Genomic DNA, 18,470 nt, shown 5'->3' with positions numbered 1-18,470 from the left:
GAGATCTATCGTCATTTATTACTGAGGTAGGATGGGCCGGTAGCAGCCGTTATCTGCTTGAAGTGTCACGTCATGTACAGAGGGTGAAGTCTATCTTGCTGTAGGCGTGAAACAAAGGTGGTACCGCGAAAGCTAACCTTTCGTCCTTTGATGGATGAAAGGTTTTTTTGTTTTTTTTGGCGAAGATGATGAAGTAACGGAGGAATGACACATGTCTGAGGAAAAAAAATCAGCTGCAACAGAAATGCCGACCACTTACGATCCTAAGGCGGCAGAGGATAAATGGTACTCCACCTGGATGGAGCGTGGATATTTCAAAGCCGGTCAACGTAAAGATGCCGAGCCGTATACAATTGTAATTCCACCCCCAAATGTGACCGGGATGCTGCACATTGGGCATGCGCTCGATTTTACACTGCAGGATATTCTGATCCGCACCAAACGGATGCAGGGCTATGATGCGCTGTGGCTTCCGGGTTCCGACCATGCAGGTATTGCTACTCAAACCAAAGTGGAGCAGAAGCTGCGTGAAGAAGGTCTGACTCGTTATGATCTGGGACGTGAGAAGTTTCTGGAGAAAGTATGGGACTGGAAAGATCAATATGCCACCACCATTCGTCAGCAATGGGGCAAAATGGGATTGTCGCTTGATTACTCACGTGAACGTTTTACGCTGGATGAAGGTCTGTCCCAAGCGGTTCGTAAAGTATTTGTTCAACTGTATGAAAAAGGCCTTATTTACCGAGGCAAACGCATCATTAACTGGGACCCGGTGAACCGGACAGCTCTGTCCGACATTGAGGTTGAATATAAAGAGGTTCAGGGTCACTTGTATCATCTGCGTTACCCGCTCAAAGACGGAAGTGGCTACGTTACAGTGGCAACAACGCGTCCTGAAACGATGCTGGGTGATACAGCGGTTGCGGTTCATCCGAAGGATGAGCGTTATGCAGATATGATTGGTAAAGTACTTGTACTGCCTATCATTGGACGCGAAATTCCAATTATCGCTGATGATTATGTGGATAAAGAGTTTGGAAGTGGTGCAGTTAAAATCACGCCTGCGCATGATCCAAATGACTTTGAAGTAGGTCTTCGTCATGATCTGCCTCAGATTACGGTAATGGATGAGAGCGGCACAATGAATGCTGAGGCAGGCAAGTATCAGGGACTGGATCGCAGTGACTGCCGCAAGCAGATTGTTGCTGACTTGAAAGAGCAGGGCGTATTGATCAACATTGAGGATCACACGCATCAGGTTGGACACAGTGAACGTACCGGAGCTGTTGTTGAGCCGTATCTGTCTACACAGTGGTTCGTTGAGATGAAGCCACTTGCAGAGAGAGCGATTAAAAAACAACAGAGCGGCGAAGGGGTTAATTTTGTTCCAGATCGTTTTGAGAAAACCTATCTGAACTGGATCGAGAACGTTCGTGACTGGTGTATTTCCCGTCAACTGTGGTGGGGACATCGTATACCTGCTTGGTATGATGAAGAAACAGGTGAAATCATCGTATCTGCTGAAGATCCAACAACGCTGCCAGAGTATGCTGGACGCAAGCTCAGACAGGACGAAGACGTACTCGATACTTGGTTTAGCTCCGGCTTATGGCCATTCTCCACACTAGGCTGGCCGGAAGATACGGAAGACCTGAAACGTTATTATCCGACAAGTGTACTTGTGACAGGGTATGACATCATATATTTCTGGGTTGCACGTATGATTTTCACTGCACTGGAATTCACCGATGAGATTCCGTTCAAGGATGTGCTGATGCATGGTCTTGTTCGTGATGCAGATGGACGCAAAATGTCCAAATCATTGGGCAACGGTGTAGATCCGCTGGATGTGATTGAGAAATACGGCGCAGATGCAATGCGTTACATGATCTCAACCAGCAGCACGCCAGGTCAGGATCTCCGTTTCCGTTGGGAACGGGTGGAGCAGGCTCGTAATTTTGCCAACAAGATCTGGAATGCTTCGCGCTTTGCATTGATGAATCTGGAAGGATTCACCTATGAGGAACGTGACATTAGCGGAGAGCTTGGTACAGCGGATTATTGGATTTTGCACCGTCTGAACGAAACTTCCCGCGATATTACGCGTCTAATCGAAGCGTATGAATTTGGGGAAACGGGTCGTGTGTTGTATAACTTTATCTGGGATGACCTGTGTGACTGGTACATCGAGTTTGCTAAGCTGTCCTTCTATGGGGAAGATCCGGTTGCCAAGAAGAAAACACAATCCGTGCTTGCATATGTGCTGGATCAGACCATGCGCCTGATTCATCCGTTTATGCCATACATCTCCGAAGAGATCTGGCAGCATCTGCCGCATGAAGGTGAGACCATTACGCTGGCATCATGGCCGGTATATGATCCTGCTCTTGAGAACCCAGAGGCTGTTGCCGAGATGAACCTGCTCATGGATACCATTCGTGCAGTGCGAAACATTCGTGCAGAAGTGAACGTGCCGATGAGCAAAAAGATCGAGCTGATGGTCAAAGCAAATAGTGCTGAGACGTCCAGCATCATTGCGCGTAACAGTCACTACATCAAACGTTTCTGTAATACGTCCGAGTTCGATAGTGGGCTGGATTTAAACTCACCGGATAAGGCAATGACTGCGATCATTACGGGGGCAGAACTATACTTGCCGCTCGCAGGTCTTATTGATATCGAGCAGGAAGTGGCTCGTTTGGAGAAAGAGTTGGAGAACCTTGAGGGCGAAGTTCTCCGTGTAGAGAAAAAGCTGGCGAACGAAGGCTTTGTAGCCAAAGCTCCTGCCAAAGTTATTGAGGAAGAGCGCGCCAAACAAGCAGATTATTCCGATAAACGGGATAAAGTGATTGCACGAATCAAGGAACTTAAAGGTTAATATATGTGGGTCGGATGGAGAGCCATTATGCCATCCGGCCGCTTTTTTCACTCAAACTCGGGACCGAAGGTGAATCAGATGACGGAATTAGACGGGACAGATGCAGCAGCTCCTTTACTTACGTACAACGAGGCCGTGGACTGGATCAATGGCCTTATTCCTTTTGGCATCCGACCTGGATTGGAACGAATCGAGAGTCTGATGTCCATGTTAGGCAATCCACACCAACGTCTCAAATTTATTCATGTCGCGGGAACGAACGGCAAAGGTTCGACTTGCGCTTTTTTGACGTCAGTGCTTCTTCAGGCTGGATATGATGTGGGTACCTTTACGTCGCCTTATATCACCAAGTTTACAAACCGTTTTCAATACAACGGTGAGGATATTCCTGAAGAAATCCTGCTTAAGCTCTCGAACCGATTACATCCACTGGTCAGGGAAATGGCCTCCACTCCGCTTGGATCACCCACGATGTTTGAGGTGTCCACGGCTCTGGCGCTTCTGTACTATGCAGAGGAGTGTTACCCTGACGTTGTGGTATGGGAGACGGGGCTAGGGGGAAGGATGGACGTAACGAATATTGTCGCACCTGTTGTGTCCGTCATCACGAACATTGGTATGGATCATACGGATGTGCTTGGAGATACGATTGAGCAGATTGCTGGAGAAAAGGCAGGTATTATCAAGCCGGGAGTACCCGTTGTGACTTGCGCGACTCAACCCGAAGCTGTGAAGGTGATTCAGGAGAAAGCACAGCAGCTTCAATCAAGCGTGTATTTGGCTGGAGATCAATTCTCTTATCATAGACTGGACAGCAATGAGAACGGACAATCTTTTCATTTTACAGGCCCGTTCCGTGATCTGGACGTTCGCATACGCATGCAGGGCTCACATCAATGTGACAATGCAGCGGCCGCACTTATGGTGCTTGAATTGCTTAGACAATACATGGCATTTATGCTGGATGACAACGATATTGCACTTGGACTGGAGAATGCTTTCTGGGCAGGAAGATTCGAAAAAGTCGTCGATGAACCCCGAATTGTGCTCGATGGAGCACATAATCCGGAAGGGGCAGAGTCACTGGCCAAGAGCATTATGGATGTCTATCCGCACAACAAGTTAATTTTGATGATGGGTATGTTGGCAAATAAGCATCACGAAGCGTATTTGCAGCATATACTGCCACTAGTGGATACGCTGATCCTGACCGAGCCAGATTTCCGACGCAAAATGGATGCAGCCGAATTGCTGCAGATTGTCGAACGGGTACGTCCCGCCATTGCGAAGCAGGAACTGGAAATCATCGTCGAGCCCGAATGGGCAAAGGCACTTGATCTATTGAAGTCACGGACGGAAGCGGAAGATCTGGGGGTGGTCTCCGGCACACTGTACCTGATTGCAGATGTGCGGGCAGCCCTTTTGCATCAAACCGATTCTGAAAAAGGTTGGTGAAAGTTTTGTTAAATACATCGGAACACGTTCATTTTATAGGGATTGGCGGATATGGCATGAGTGCCATCGCAAGAGTTATGTTGGAAATGGGATACACCGTTACCGGATCGGATGTCGCTTCACAGGAGTTGACCGAGAAGTTGGCAGCCAAGGGAGCGAAAATATATATCGGACATACGGCAGAGCACGTCACTGGAGCAGATCTTGTTGTCTACTCTACGGCAGCGCCTGCTGATAATGTGGAACGGGTAGCAGCTGCAGAGCTGAACATTCCAATTCTGCATCGTTCCCAGATGCTTGCACGTTTGTTGAACGAACGTAAAGGTGTGGCTGTGGCCGGAGCTCACGGTAAAACAACCACCTCATCCATGATTGCACTTGTTATGGATAAATGTGATACGGACCCGACATATATCATTGGCGGAGAAATCATGAATGTGGGCACCAACGCCAAGGCAGGCCAGGGCGACTGGGTAGTCGCTGAAGCGGACGAGAGCGATGGTTCGTTTTTGCAGTACCATCCATGGCTCGGTATTGTAACCAATATTGAGGCAGATCATCTGGAGAATTACAACAGTGATTTTGAAGAACTCAAAAGGGCTTATGTGCAATTCCTGAGCCAGATTCGCCCGGAAGGAACAGCCATTGTGTGTTCTGACGACGAGAATGTTCAAGCAATTTTGCCAGAACTCAAGTCACGGATTACAACCTATGGTATTGATCGTGCTGCGGATTATACGGCAACGGATATTGTACTGGGCGATCGCCGGATCTCCTTTACGATGAATCATCAGGGTGCTGCTATGGGCACGGTGGAATTATCAGTGCCGGGTAAGCATAACGTTTATAATGCGATGGCTACTGTGATTACCTGTCTGGAAGCAGGCATTCCATTTGAGAAGATTGTGGCAGCTATCATCCAGTTCCACGGAGCCAAACGTAGATTCCAGGTATTGGGCGAGGCGAATGATATGCTCATCATCGATGATTATGCTCATCACCCGACTGAGATTGAAGCTACCATTAGTGCCGCCAAAGCAACAGGCAAACGTATTATTGCGGTATTCCAGCCACAGCGTTATACGCGGACGTTCTTCCTGCTGGATGCGTTCAGTCGTGCTTTTGCGGAAGCGGATGAGGTACTTATTACGGATATCTATTCTCCTGCGGGCGAAAAACAGATCGAAGGGGTAACCTCAGCCAGACTGGTTGAATTGATCGTTCAAAACAGTAATGCTTCTGCACGTTACCTCCCAACGAAAGAGGAAGTTGTGGCTGATTTGCAGCATCGTCTGCAGCCAGGAGATCTTGTGATTACGATGGGCGCAGGTGATATTTGGAAAGTCGGCGATACACTTGCCAAAGGTTTGAAATAGATCAATTGAGAAATCGCCTGTCTTCGATACGAAGCAGGCGTTTTTTGCGTTATATGGAATGTATTCTCCAGTCTCTGCATATAGCTTATATAAATGGGACAAAGGAGAGGGTACGGGTGAGCAATGCTAGAATGACGTTTCGCTTCGGGGATCATGAGTCGGACAAGCCTGAAAACAAGAGGATATCCGCGTCCAGTCCATTGGTGACGTTAAGTGAAGAATTACCGCATAATCAACCGCTAACGCCTAAGATGGATACAACCCCATCATGGACGCCTGAGGATATCCCCGGAGACTGGGGAGAGACGGTGCTGACAAGCTCTGCTGTACCTGAACCTGACGAGCGGGTGAGTCATGATTCGAACTTGAACTTGGATGAGGCCCATTATTTTGGGAACCGTTCCGGTTACGGTTATGTTAATCATACCGATAATCCAGAGGAAGAGCGTCGTGATCTGTCCAATACCCATGATGATCAAGGCCACGACTGGCTTGCAGATTCGGAGAACTATTCCTATAAACGCAATCGCCCTCCAAGGGGATGGAAAATGATTGGTTCTGTTACTGGGGCACTTGTTACCGGAGCGCTTTTTGGTATGGTTATTCTTTCATTTTTTAATAAAGAAGGAGCCGCGAAGCCAGGCGATCTTCTGCCCGTCAATCAGGCAGTTTCTACTGTGACAGGTCAGGAGGGGGCTGCAGGTACAGAACAGCAACTTCAGACAGCTACGACTGGCAGCACGTATTATGCACTTCAATACGGTGTATTCAGTTCTCCTGAACGTGCTGAGCAGGCCAAGCTTGAGCTCGCTCAGGCAGGGATAGCCGCAGGTTCTGATCCTGAAGATGGCAATCGAGTATATGCAGGCATTTCGGCTGATCGTGAAGAGGCCAAGCTACTTAGCTCCAGGCTAAAAGCCCAGGGAGTTGAACTGTATGTCAAGGAGATTGTGAACCCTGAGATCAATCCGGCTATATTCGGTGGCAAACAAGAGGATGTGCAGCTTTTCTTCACAAACAGTTCTGCACTGGTGGAACAATTATCTACTTTGTCCATTCAGCAGCTGGGACAGTCTGCTCCGGCAGCAGTTTCTACAGAAACGATGACCGCGATTCAAAATAAGCACGAGTCTTGGCTGACGGGATTGAATAGTCTTACACCTGGCCTGACCGCAGATGTACAACCTATTATTGGTGGAATGGAGAAATCAATGAACAGTGCAATTACGGCTATCGCGGAGTACAACAAAAACCCGGATGATGTACACATGTGGTCCGTGCAGTCCGATCTGATGGAATATGTACTGCAGCAGAAAAAATGGCTCGAAGCGATAAAGCAGTAACATGCTCTTTCCCATAACAACGCTTGGAAATACCCATCCGGCAAGGAACTGGAAATAGTTCCCCTTGCCGGATTTGTGTTTGTATTGACGTACAAAACCCCGTATAATAATGTGGGTGTCAAAAAATGGCGAGGGAAGATTACCGATGAAAAAAAACTTCGGCATGTTATTGCTGTTTCTGCTGCTCGGCTGGATGGCCGGAGCGTGGATCGCCAAGGCACTGCAGCCTGTAAAGGCAGTAGCCTTTCTTACGAAAGCCACGACCATACGTTGGTCGCCACAGGCTGATCTGGATATTATCAGTTATAATATTTCACTTCAATTTCAAATGAGCCTTCTGAGTCTGATCGGTATGATTGCCGCTGTGTGGCTGTATCGCAGACTGTAGGAGAATGACGAGTTATGACGAAAAAAATTAAACCAGTGACATCTATTATCGTGATCCGGACAGGATGTTGCCGTGGCATAAGGAGCCGTTCATTTTGGATAACACTCAACAGCGCCCTATTATTCTGGCCTCCACATCGCCTCGGCGCAAAGAACTGATCGCATCACTCCACCTAGCGTTTGATGTAATACCAAGTCATGCCAATGAAGATACACCACCAGAGTGGACACCTGAACAGACGGTACAGGAGCTTGCATTGCGCAAGGCGCTTGCCGTGTATCGCGGGCTTGAAGGCCGCGAGCAGGAAGCCATTATTGTTGGCAGTGACACCGTTGTTGTTCTGGATGGTGAGATTCTAGGCAAACCCTTAGACGAAGCGGATGCTGAACGTATGTTATCCCGGCTGCAGGGCCGCGTACATCGGGTGTTTACGGGCGTCGCTTGTATTGATGCGGGCAATGGACAGTCGTTAGTTCATTACCGCCAGACTGATGTAACGATGAAAGAGCTGTCGGGTGCTACCATCCGTGCTTATGTGCAGACAGGTGAGCCTTCAGACAAGGCAGGATCATATGCCATTCAGGGCATTGGTGCTTCACTGATCGACCGCATTGAAGGATGTTATTTTAATGTGGTTGGCTTGCCGCTATCTTTGCTAAGTGATATGTTGGACGGGTTCGGCGTACATGTGTTGCCACGAACATGAATGAAGCCAAATGTTGTGAAATGAAAAGAGGGAACATATGGAGTCGCCTCAATACATGATGCGCGACATCCCCCAGGAAGAACGCCCGAGAGAACGCATGATGGAATACGGGGCGGGCGCCTTAAGCCATGCTGAATTGCTGGCAATTTTACTTCGAACAGGCACAAGACAGGAGTCCGCAGTGCATATGGCACAGCGGATTCTGGCCGAAACGGGTGGCATTCGCTCGTTGATGGATTTGAGTCTGGAAGAACTGACCGCGATGAAAGGGATCGGCAATGCCAAGGCTGTGCAATTGAAAGCTGGCATTGAGCTGGGTCATCGGATTGCCAAGAGCAGACTCACACAGTCGACTTCAATTCGTACACCGCGTGATGCTGCTGATATCCTGACCGAACAATTGCGTTACTTGCAAAAAGAACATTTTGTGTGTCTCTTTCTGAATAGCAAAAATCATATTATTGCCCAGGAAACACTCTCCATGGGCAGCCTTAACGCTTCGATTGTACATCCACGTGAAGTGTTCCGGGCTGCCATCAAATGCAGCAGCGCATCAATTGTGTGCGCACACAACCATCCGAGTGGTGATCCTACGCCCAGTCCGGAGGATATCCAAATAACCAAGAGACTGATTGAAGCAGGCGCAATTGTCGGCATTGACGTGCTTGATCATATTATTATCGGAGATGGAACGTACGTAAGTTTGAAGGAGAAGGGCTTAGTATAATATAATGGTTGGCGTTGATGTTTTCCTATGAATGTTAACGGCGTTGTCCGTAAAAGATAGGTTCACTCTACAAATGCAAAAAAACAAATGCGAATATTAGCTCCACGTATTGCGTGGGAATATAATTATTACGCTCTGGATCAGATAGAGCGGCTATATGAGGCAGAAAAGGAGATTATGTTATGTTTGGTGGTTTTACGAAAGATTTGGGTATTGACTTGGGGACAGCTAATACGTTGGTTTATGTACGAGGAAAAGGAATTGTGGTGCGAGAACCTTCGGTTGTCGCTATACGGACAGATACAAATAGCATCGAGGCAGTAGGTGAAGCCGCCAAAAAAATGATTGGTCGTACACCAGGCAACATCCGTGCCATCCGTCCAATGAAAGATGGCGTTATTGCCGATTTCGATACAACGGCAACGATGATCAAATATTTCATCCGTGAGGCACAGAAACAACGCTCCATGTTCCAGCGTCATCCAAACGTGATGGTATGTGTACCATCCGGGATCACGGCAGTAGAACAACGCGCGGTTGAAGATGCAACCAAACAGGCTGGGGCACGTGAAGCCTACACAATTGAAGAGCCTTTTGCTGCTGCAATCGGTGCAGATCTGCCTGTATGGGAACCAACGGGTAGTATGGTTGTCGATATTGGTGGCGGTACAACGGAAGTGGCTGTTATCTCTCTTGGTGGTATTGTAACGAGCCGTTCGGTTCGTGTAGCAGGTGACGAGATGGATGAATCCGTTATCCAGTACATCAAACGCCAATACAATCTGATGATCGGTGAGCGTACATCGGAGCAATTGAAGATGGACATCGGATCAGCAATGCCATTGGAGCAAGTAGAAACGATGGAAATTCGTGGACGTGACCTAGTTACAGGTCTGCCGAAGACAATTACGATTACTTCGGACGAGATCAGTGAAGCGCTGGCTGATACCGTGAATGCAATTGTTGAAGCGGTAAAAGTAACACTGGAAAAATGCCCGCCTGAACTTGCTGCTGATATCATGGATCGGGGTATTGTTCTTACAGGTGGTGGGGCGTTACTTCGCAACCTGGACAAGCTTCTCGCTGGTGAGACAGGAATGCCTGTCATTGTGGCTGAGAACCCGCTGGATTGTGTAGCAATCGGAACAGGTAAAGCGCTTGAGAATATTCATTTGTTCAAAAGCAGAAGCAGTTCGGCAGTTCGTTCCAAACGTTAATTGGTATTTGCCTAACTTGGTATAGCGACCAAGTGGCAAGATATCTTTATAGAGGACCCGGTTAACCCCGGGGATGAGCTATTACCCGCTTAACAGGGGAGGATCGGCTGATATTCTCGCAGGGACTACAGGTCTGACAGTCTCCCCGCCGGGCATGGCTCGGAAGAGAATATGGATGTTAGAGGGTGTTCGAACTGTTTAAACTGCTAGGCAACAAAAGACTTTTTGTTTTGCTGGTGGGCCTTGTTACATTTATCGCGTTAATGGGCTTTACGCTCAGTCCGCGAACCACTCTATCCTGGCCGGAGAAATTCCTGAAGGATTCAGTTGGATTTGTACAATACGTATTTTACAAGCCCGCTTCCTATGTAGCGGGCTTTTTCAAAGATGTAGCGAACATGCGTACGGTATATGAAGAGAATGAAGAGCTCCGCATCGCGATGGGTCACTATACCCGGGATCGACTGAAGTACAATGATATGGAGCAAGTGAATGAGCAGCTTCAGAAAGCGCTCAATTTCACAGAAGAACAGAAGAATCGCTATAATTACGGTTCACGAATTGCTCAGGTTATCAGTGCCAATTCGGATCCAAATAGCAGAACCATTAACATTGATATCGGTGAAAATGCGGGAATCAAGCCGGGGATGGCCGTTACCTCCCAGGAAGGGCTGGTCGGCGTGATCAGTCATGTCAGCTCATATACATCAACGGTTAATCTGTTAACGTCCATGGACGCCAATGATCCGACATCCAATGCCATTGCAGCAACGGCGGTAGGTAAAGAGAAAGTGTTTGGTATGATTGAGAGCTACGATCCGAAGACGGGCATGCTCAAGATGACCAAAATCTCGGAAGATTCTAATATCCAAAAGGGTGATGAGATCATCTCTTCGGGGATCATCAATAACTTTCCCAAGTATATGCGGATTGGTGAAGTGAAGAGTGTCGAGAAAAGTGAGTATGGTTTAACCAAAACAGCTACAATTGAGCCATATGCAAGTTTCCTTGACTGGAAAGAGCTGATTGTCATTATCCCGCCTGAGGTAAAAGAGTAATGGTGACACGCAAGCAAGTTTTGTTCCTGTTACTATTCGTTTTGTTCATTGCGGAAGGCACAATTTTACCGCTGCTCATCCCTTCTGGCTGGCAGATGCGTATTTCTGCCAATCTGGTCTATATCGTAATTTTGTTTATCGCTGTATATCATCATCGACACACGGCACTAGTACTCGGTATATTTTTTGGACTATTGCATGACGTTGTATTCTACGGCGAGATGATTGGACCTTATGGATTCTCGATGGGATTATCGGCATATATGATGGGACTCATTTTTCAAGCACCTCGTGCACCCTTGCCGGTTATGGTATCGGTTGTCATTTTGGGAAGTCTGCTTAATGACACCATGCTATTTTTCCTGTACAAGCTCTTCCAACTTAACCACGTGACCTTTGACTGGGCGTTGATTGAATACATGATTCCTAATTTGTTCATTCATTTTGTGTTTGCCTTGATCATTTATGTCCCCCTTCGGAAACAACTGGAGCGGATCGGCAAGAGACGGAGCAAGACAGAAGAAGCTTCCTAAATACATTTATGGAGCGCAAAGCAGGAACTTGGGGCCCCGGGCACGAAATGTAATGAGATGGGAGGGACAGGCTTATGACGGTAAAATCGAATCACGTAACGATTAAAGGCATCCGAGACGGCCTGGTTTTCCTGTTGGACGATCAATGTGAATTCGAGGAATTGCTCTATGAGCTCCGCTATAAGCTGGAACACAGCCATCAAAATATTTTGACCGGACCGATTGTTCATGTGGATATCAAGTTGGGTGCCCGCGAAGTGACAGAGGAACAGAAAGAAGCAATCCTCGATATATTGAAGCAAAAAGGGAATCTGCTTATTCGATCCATCGACTCACCTGCACTCCAACCGGAGGTTAAAGGACCACCGCCGATTGTAACCATGTGTGGTATGGTGCGTTCAGGTCAGGTGCTTCATCATGAAGGAAATCTCCTGTTTCTTGGGGATATCAATCCGGGGGGCACAGTGACGTGTACCGGAGATATATATGTGTTGGGTTCACTCCGAGGTATGGCTCATGCCGGAATTGGCGGGGACGAGGAAGCAATCATTGCCGCTTCGGTATTTGCACCGACGCAGCTACGGATTGCGGATATCATCAGTCGTCCTCCCGATGAATGGGAGAGCCGAGAGACCGGAATGGAATTTGCTTACTTACAGGACAATCAGATGCAGATAGACAAAATGAGCAATATCGTTCGGTTACGCCGAGATTTTAATGTGTTTAAAGGAGTGTAGCTCATGGGAGAGGCGATCGTGATCACTTCGGGTAAAGGCGGCGTGGGTAAAACAACCACCTCGGCAAACATCGGGACAGCGCTGGCGCTGCTCGGCAAAAAGGTTTGTCTGGTAGATACCGATATCGGCCTTCGTAATTTGGATGTCGTGATGGGACTCGAAAACCGTATTATTTACGATCTGTGCGACGTTGCGGACGGCCGCTGCCGTCTGAATCAGGCTTTGGTCAAAGACAAGCGTTTCGAAGAATTATACATGTTGCCTGCGGCGCAGACGAGAGACAAAAACTCAGTGTCGCCAGAACAGGTCAGAGATATTATCCTTGAATTGAAAAAAGATTTTGAATACGTCATTATTGATTGCCCAGCCGGCATAGAGCAGGGTTTCAAAAATGCGGTAGCAGGAGCAGATCAGGCCATCGTGGTCACTACACCGGAAAATGCTGCAGTACGTGATGCGGATCGTGTCATCGGCCTACTGGAGAGTTCGCACATTCAATCACCAAAGCTGGTGGTGAATCGAATTCGCAATAATATGGTTAAATCGGGTGACATGTTAGATATCGATGGTATTTTACAAGTACTTAATATTGACCTGATTGGCATCGTGCCTGATGATGAACTGGTCATCAAAGCGGCCAATTCAGGAGAACCTACGGTCATGAATCCGGATTCACTTGCGGCAATTGCGTATCGCAACATTGCACGACGCATTCTGGGAGATACGGTCCCATTGATGCAGCTGGAGCAGAAAAAGGGTGCTTTTACTCGTTTCAAAAAGTTCCTCGGAATGGGTTAACTCATTTAAATGGACTTATTCATTATCTGATTACATGACAGCCGTGGCTTATAGCCCGGCTTTTTTTGTTACCTGCGGGCAGGCTTGTTCATATTATCGACCACCTCTTCATAGGATGTAGTAAACAAGCCTCGGCGGGAGGACATTCCATGAACACGAAACTCAGAATCAAGCAGAGACGAGAAGAACGCATTCGGCGACTGATGGATGGTGCCACTGTGGAGGTCTTACAGGAGCAGAAATTAGGTTCACTGTTGGACAAGAATGAGATCATACACCCAAAACCATTTACGCCGCCTAGTGAGGGGACACAGGAAAGAGATCCGGAATGGTTGTGGAAAAAAGAGAATGGTCATTTCGTTCCAGGGGGGCATTCGAGATTTAACCTGTTCAAGTCACTTCTCAAACGGACGGTTATTAGCGCTTTGATATTTGGCGGAGTATGGGGTCTATTTCAGTTGGATACATCGTGGACGACATCACCCAAAACAGTAATTGCGGATGCACTCCATCGGGATATGGATTTTGCCTCAGCAGCGGCTTGGTATGAACGGCATTTTGGAGGAACGCCTTCGTTTCTTCCGGTCCTCGGACATACGACGGATGCTGTGAACGGATTGAAAGTAAGGCAGTTGCTGGGCAAACCGATCTCAGGCACGGTGGTTCAGCCATTTGCGCTGAGCATGAAGGGAATTGAGATCGTTCCGGATGCCGCAGGTGCAGAACTTATACAGGTCGCAAGTTCTGATGCTGGGCGTGTAATGGAGGTTATCGGAGATGCAGCAAGTGGATTCACAGTTGTCATCCAACATACAGGCAATGTCACGGCAATATACGGTCGGCTGAACGAAAGTGAAGTGAGCGTGAATGATTGGGTGGAAGCGGGGAATCCAGTGGGTAGTCTCAAGGCTACGGGTGGTGAACAACCGGCCACGCTCTATTTTGCAGTCAAAGAGGGGGAGGAGTACGTAGACCCGGCGGAAGTTGTTGCCCTTGATTAGGGTGTGGGGAGTCCGTATTACGTTTCATCCGTTTTTTGTAATTATCATGATGGCCTCCCTTCTGACTGGACATTTTATTGAACTTATTACGTTGTTTGCTATCGTATTCATTCATGAATGTGGACATGCTGCGGCAGCGGCACTTCTGGGCTATCGTGTCTTGTCGATCCAGATGCTTCCTTTTGGAGGAGTTGCGGTTATCGAAGATGGAGGTACGATCACGGCCTACCGGGAAATCATGATTGCTCTGGCTGGTCCATTACAAAACATCCTGATGGTTGGCGTGGTTATGCTGTTGCAGTATGGCAATCTGGGCGATCCGGTATTTCTCAACTATATCATTCAGGGGAACCTGCTCATTGCCCTATTTAATCTGCTGCCTGTACTTCCTCTGGACGGAGGTAAAGTTGTTCAGGCACTTGTCAGTCTGTGGGCACCTTACTATACAACATTAATGTGGACTTACAGAATTAGCATTCTGTGTAGCGTAGGGGTTATTTTATATGCTATCAGCCGATGGTTTACTGGAGACTACGGCCTACCGCTCAACATTCTGTTAATCGGCCTTTTTTTGTTCTATTCCAACGTAACGGATTACCGAAATGTGCCCTATCGCTTTATTCGTTTTCTGATGAATCGAGAGGGTGCGTTTGCTCGTCACGCGGCTACTGGCAGTTTGGCGCAGCCAATAATCTCATTCCCGGCGAAACCTTTGGACACTATTTTGCGTCTATTAAAGAGAGAAAGATACCATATGGTATATGTGATGAACAGACAGGGTCGAATTATGGCCGTCTTGCCTGAGCAACGGATTATCGGTTCCTATTTTCAACAAAATGGTAATAAATTGTAGTGTTCTGGTGGACCTGTTCTGAAATGGGTTAATATATGTACAATGAGAATTGAAAAGATACTGAAATGGATGTGGATGATTTGAATTGTCTTCTAGAGGTGAAGCCATGAAACAAATGATAGTACATAATGAACATAACCTCATGCAAATGGCGCTTCTGGAAGAAGGCAAAGCTGTGGAATTTACGGCAGAGCGTACACGCGATCGTGGACTGCTGGGTTCCTTTTTCAAGGGACGGGTCGTGAATGTGTTACCAGGTATGCAGGCTGCTTTTGTGGATATTGGTCAGAAAAAGAATGCGTTCCTCTATGTGGACGATGTGTTGCATCCCCATCTGGAGAAGCAGCCCAAGGTGAAGCCTTCCATCTCGGAGTTGCTTCGTCCGGGTCAGGAAGTCATTGTTCAGGTTCTGAAAGAACCGGTAGGAGGCAAGGGAGCCCGGGTGACGACTCATTATTCACTCCCGGGCCGTTGGCTTGTCTACATGCCTGTTGCTGACTATGTAGCGGTATCCAAGAAAATTGCCCGTGAAGGGGATCGTTCCCGTCTTAAGGCACTTGGGGAGCAACTGAGGCGGGATGAAGAAGGACTTATTATTCGGACCGTATCTGGAGAAGAGCAGCATGAAGCCATTAAGTCGGACTTGGAAACATTACGCGCGCAGTGGTATCTGATTCGTGAAAAAGCGGACAGTTTGCCTTCACCAAGCCTCTTGCATCGGGATCATAGCATGGTACAGCGAATCATCAGAGATGTGTATACGCCAGGGAGTGACGAAGTCATCACTGATAGTGAAGGACAAGCCCGTGAAGTAAAAGCATTGCTCGAAGAGATTAGTCCTGGTCATCAACCTAAAGTACAGGTGTATCGGGGAACAGAATCCATCTTTGCTGCCTATGGTGTGCAGGAACAGTTGAATAAGGATTTTGCCCGGAAAGTGTGGTTGCCCGGAGGCGGATACATTGTTATTGATCATACTGAAGCTCTGACTGTAGTGGATGTGAACACAGGCAAATATACGGGAGCTGGCGGTGACAGTCTGGAAGAGACCGTGACAGAGACCAACATACAGGCAGCAGTGGAGATCGCTCGTCTGATGCGCCTGCGGGATATCGGTGGCATGATTATTGTCGACTTCATTGATATGGAGGAAGCCTCGAATCGGCATGAAGTCGCGGCAACCTTGGAGGGTGAGCTCAAGAAGGATCGGACCAAAGCGTTTGTAATGGGTTGGACCAAGCTTGGATTGCTCGAACTTACCCGTAAGAAAGTGCGGGAAGAGAGTACGTTGCCCTATGTGGAGCCGTGTTCTTCCTGTCATGGTACGGGAAAAAGATATATTTCACCATTGCATTGATTTTTGATATATTGCGTGATATAATCTTCAAGTATGTGTTTAGCCTAATGGTCTTGCACATGCTGTAACCGCACTGGCCGGGTATAAGAACAGTTCCGCAAGGACACTGTCACCTGAGAACGGGCGAGTCTGAGACATGAGGAGGTGCAAGGCAAATGTACGCAATTATTGAAACAGGCGGCAAACAGTACAAAGTCCAAGAGGGCGATGTTCTGTTCATCGAGAAATTGACTGCGAACGATGGCGAAAGCGTAACGTTCGACCGTGTCCTGGCTGTATCTAACGATCAAGGTTTGACAGCAGGTACACCATTGATTTCTGGAGCTACTGTAACGGCTAAAGTGGAGAAACATGGCAAAGGACAAAAGGTTATCGTATACAAATACAAACCTAAAAAGAACTACCATGTGAAGCAAGGTCACCGTCAACCGTACACTAAAGTAACTATCGAAACAATCAAAGCGTAAAGAAGGTGCGATAAGTGATTATCGTTCAAATCTTTCGTGATGAGGACGGGAACATCGAACGTTTTTCCATTGAAGGGCATGCTAATTTTGCCAAGCGGGGAGAAGACATCGTATGTGCCGGGGTATCTGCTGTTACAGTGGGTACGGTGAACTCGATTGAAACATTGACCGGTGTCGAAATGGATGCCAAGATGAAGAATGGCTTTTTAAGCGGTTCTTTACCTTTGTTAGAGAGAGGGGAAACCTGGTCCCAGGTACAATTGTTACTCGAATCCATGGTGGTTATGCTCTCTAATATTGCAGAGTCATACGGGAAGTATATTAAAATACAGCAATTCAAATAAGCAAAGAAGGAGGACAACCAATCATGTTGAAATTAAATCTTCAGTTATTCGCATCGAAAAAAGGTGTAGGTTCCACGAAGAACGGACGTGACAGTAATGCTCAACGTCTGGGTGTTAAACGTGCTGATGGTCAAACTGTAACTGGTGGTAGCATTCTCGTTCGCCAACGCGGAACGAAAATTCACCCAGGAACTAACGTTGGCATCGGTAAAGATGACACTTTGTTCGCGAAAATCGACGGCGTTGTAAAATTCGAACGTTGGGGACGCGATCGCAAAAAAGTAAGCATCTACCCTGTTAATGTTGCTCCTGTAGCAGCAGCAGTAGAAGCGTAATATCGGCATTCCGCCTAAGGAGCCTTCGGCATTTTTGCCGAAGGTTTTTTGTATTCAACGGTTATTCGATAATGAACTGGCAGAAGAGACATGTTATACTTGGTTACGGTGGGTGTAGACCAACCGAGTTTTGTAGAACGGGGAGAAGCCATGAAATCTTGGAAAAGAGTGCCGTGGATTGCGGCATGTTCACTTCTGATTCCTTTGGTTTTCGTTATGTTGTATCCGGCGATGATCTCAAGCGTCGTGTGCGCATTGTGGTCCGTCGCAGTATTGCTCATTTCTGTGAATGCGATGAAGAAACAGGCGGAGGCGGAACGCAGAGCCATCATACAATCCATGGAAAAAACAGCAATTGCTTCATTAAATCATCATCGACACGACTGGATGAACGACCTTCAGGTGTTATATGGATATCTTCGACTGGGCAAACTTGATAAATCCTTGCAATGTGTGGAAAGAATAAAAGAGCGGGTTACAGAAGAAAGCCGAATCTCCAGATTAGGTATTCCTTCCCTCGTATTTTATCTTCAGTCTTTTCGTGCCAGTGGAATTGCGCTGGACTTGCATGTGGAAATAGAAGATGAGTTGCAGCTTAGTGCTCTGGTCTCTCCCGAGGATGGCGAGTCACTTACCGGGGCGATTGCTGATGCAATCAGGGCCTATCAATATGGCGGAGGCCGGTCTTCTTGGGGAGAGGTTCGCAAACTGACCTTAAACTTCGGACAGGATCATGGAGATGTGGTTGTCCGACTGGATGGGGATCAAACACCCGATCCGGAAACACTGCGGCAGCTTACTGCCGTACTCAAAGGAAAAAAAGTCAGAACGGAGCAGTTTCCGTCTGAGGATACGTTTATACAATTCAGAATGCCGTGTGGAATATAGGAAGAAGGG

Annotated in this window: 19 protein-coding genes and 2 other annotated features (1 of these 21 running past the window's edge); all 19 genes read left to right on the top strand. The window is 47.5% G+C overall.

What is annotated here, in order from left to right; all coding sequences use genetic code 11:
- Positions 1 to 151 (top strand) — a binding site (T-box leader); it begins 131 nt to the left of the window's first position.
- 60 nt (positions 152 to 211) lie between these two features.
- The 19 genes from MHI48_RS24190 (at position 212) to MHI48_RS24100 (ending at position 18,461) form a co-directional block, all read left to right on the top strand.
- Positions 212 to 2,878: a valine--tRNA ligase gene (locus MHI48_RS24190; protein ID WP_036605901.1), complete on the top strand. Its 2,667-nt coding sequence runs from the start codon at positions 212 to 214 to the stop codon at positions 2,876 to 2,878.
- A 78-nt stretch (positions 2,879 to 2,956) separates the two neighbouring features.
- On the top strand, positions 2,957 to 4,333 hold the full coding sequence (locus tag MHI48_RS24185; RefSeq protein WP_405142017.1) for a bifunctional folylpolyglutamate synthase/dihydrofolate synthase: 1,377 nt from the start codon (positions 2,957 to 2,959) through the stop codon (positions 4,331 to 4,333).
- A 56-nt stretch (positions 4,334 to 4,389) separates the two neighbouring features.
- Complete coding sequence (gene murC, locus MHI48_RS24180) at positions 4,390 to 5,709, top strand: UDP-N-acetylmuramate--L-alanine ligase (protein WP_244988502.1); 1,320 nt, start codon at positions 4,390 to 4,392, stop codon at positions 5,707 to 5,709.
- A 116-nt stretch (positions 5,710 to 5,825) separates the two neighbouring features.
- Positions 5,826 to 7,052, top strand: a complete 1,227-nt coding sequence (locus MHI48_RS24175; protein WP_051449932.1) for an SPOR domain-containing protein — start codon at positions 5,826 to 5,828, stop codon at positions 7,050 to 7,052.
- 145 nt (positions 7,053 to 7,197) lie between these two features.
- A complete protein-coding gene (locus tag MHI48_RS24170) occupies positions 7,198 to 7,440 on the top strand; it encodes a DUF4321 domain-containing protein (protein WP_036605903.1) in 243 nt (80 codons plus the stop codon).
- A gap of 94 nt (positions 7,441 to 7,534) precedes the next feature.
- On the top strand, positions 7,535 to 8,146 hold the full coding sequence (locus tag MHI48_RS24165) for a nucleoside triphosphate pyrophosphatase (protein ID WP_036605904.1): 612 nt from the start codon (positions 7,535 to 7,537) through the stop codon (positions 8,144 to 8,146).
- A gap of 37 nt (positions 8,147 to 8,183) precedes the next feature.
- Positions 8,184 to 8,873 (top strand): DNA repair protein RadC, encoded by a 690-nt coding sequence (radC, locus tag MHI48_RS24160; protein WP_017692611.1) that lies wholly within the window; start codon positions 8,184 to 8,186, stop codon positions 8,871 to 8,873.
- 182 nt (positions 8,874 to 9,055) lie between these two features.
- Entirely contained in the window at positions 9,056 to 10,090 is a 1,035-nt protein-coding gene (locus MHI48_RS24155; protein ID WP_017692612.1) for a rod shape-determining protein, read from the top strand.
- Between the two features lie 185 nt (positions 10,091 to 10,275).
- Positions 10,276 to 11,148, top strand: coding sequence for a rod shape-determining protein MreC (mreC, locus tag MHI48_RS24150; RefSeq protein WP_036605905.1), 873 nt, complete (start codon positions 10,276 to 10,278; stop codon positions 11,146 to 11,148).
- A complete protein-coding gene (gene mreD, locus MHI48_RS24145; protein ID WP_036605906.1) occupies positions 11,148 to 11,681 on the top strand; it encodes a rod shape-determining protein MreD in 534 nt (177 codons plus the stop codon). The genes mreC and mreD overlap by 1 nt, the downstream gene beginning before the upstream one ends.
- Before the next feature lie 74 nt (positions 11,682 to 11,755).
- The gene (minC, locus tag MHI48_RS24140; RefSeq protein ID WP_036605907.1) at positions 11,756 to 12,418 is read left to right on the top strand and encodes a septum site-determining protein MinC; all 663 of its coding nucleotides are present in this window, start codon (positions 11,756 to 11,758) and stop codon (positions 12,416 to 12,418) included.
- A gap of 3 nt (positions 12,419 to 12,421) precedes the next feature.
- On the top strand, positions 12,422 to 13,216 hold the full coding sequence (gene minD / locus MHI48_RS24135) for a septum site-determining protein MinD (RefSeq protein WP_036605908.1): 795 nt from the start codon (positions 12,422 to 12,424) through the stop codon (positions 13,214 to 13,216).
- 149 nt (positions 13,217 to 13,365) lie between these two features.
- A complete protein-coding gene (locus MHI48_RS24130; RefSeq protein ID WP_076320302.1) occupies positions 13,366 to 14,217 on the top strand; it encodes a M23 family metallopeptidase in 852 nt (283 codons plus the stop codon).
- The gene (locus tag MHI48_RS24125; RefSeq protein ID WP_076320301.1) at positions 14,210 to 15,070 is read left to right on the top strand and encodes a M50 family metallopeptidase; all 861 of its coding nucleotides are present in this window, start codon (positions 14,210 to 14,212) and stop codon (positions 15,068 to 15,070) included. The genes MHI48_RS24130 and MHI48_RS24125 overlap by 8 nt, the downstream gene beginning before the upstream one ends.
- 106 nt (positions 15,071 to 15,176) lie before the next feature.
- Positions 15,177 to 16,427 carry an Rne/Rng family ribonuclease gene (locus MHI48_RS24120; protein WP_036605911.1) on the top strand — a complete coding sequence of 417 codons (1,251 nt, stop codon included), beginning with the start codon at positions 15,177 to 15,179 and terminating at the stop codon, positions 16,425 to 16,427.
- A gap of 56 nt (positions 16,428 to 16,483) precedes the next feature.
- Positions 16,484 to 16,568 (top strand) — a sequence feature (ribosomal protein L21 leader region).
- A gap of 14 nt (positions 16,569 to 16,582) precedes the next feature.
- A complete protein-coding gene (rplU, locus tag MHI48_RS24115) occupies positions 16,583 to 16,894 on the top strand; it encodes a 50S ribosomal protein L21 (RefSeq protein ID WP_017692620.1) in 312 nt (103 codons plus the stop codon).
- A 14-nt stretch (positions 16,895 to 16,908) separates the two neighbouring features.
- Complete coding sequence (locus MHI48_RS24110) at positions 16,909 to 17,238, top strand: ribosomal-processing cysteine protease Prp (protein WP_036605912.1); 330 nt, start codon at positions 16,909 to 16,911, stop codon at positions 17,236 to 17,238.
- A 23-nt stretch (positions 17,239 to 17,261) separates the two neighbouring features.
- Positions 17,262 to 17,573, top strand: coding sequence for a 50S ribosomal protein L27 (gene rpmA / locus MHI48_RS24105; RefSeq protein WP_017692622.1), 312 nt, complete (start codon positions 17,262 to 17,264; stop codon positions 17,571 to 17,573).
- Between the two features lie 90 nt (positions 17,574 to 17,663).
- On the top strand, positions 17,664 to 18,461 hold the full coding sequence (locus MHI48_RS24100) for a Spo0B domain-containing protein (RefSeq protein ID WP_235193928.1): 798 nt from the start codon (positions 17,664 to 17,666) through the stop codon (positions 18,459 to 18,461).
- The last annotated feature ends 9 nt before the right edge of the window (positions 18,462 to 18,470 follow it).

The sequence above is a fragment of the Paenibacillus sp. FSL H7-0942 genome, assembly GCF_045040715.1.
GTDB lineage: Bacteria > Bacillota > Bacilli > Paenibacillales > Paenibacillaceae > Paenibacillus > Paenibacillus amylolyticus.
This window is presented reverse-complemented; position numbering and strand designations above follow the sequence as displayed.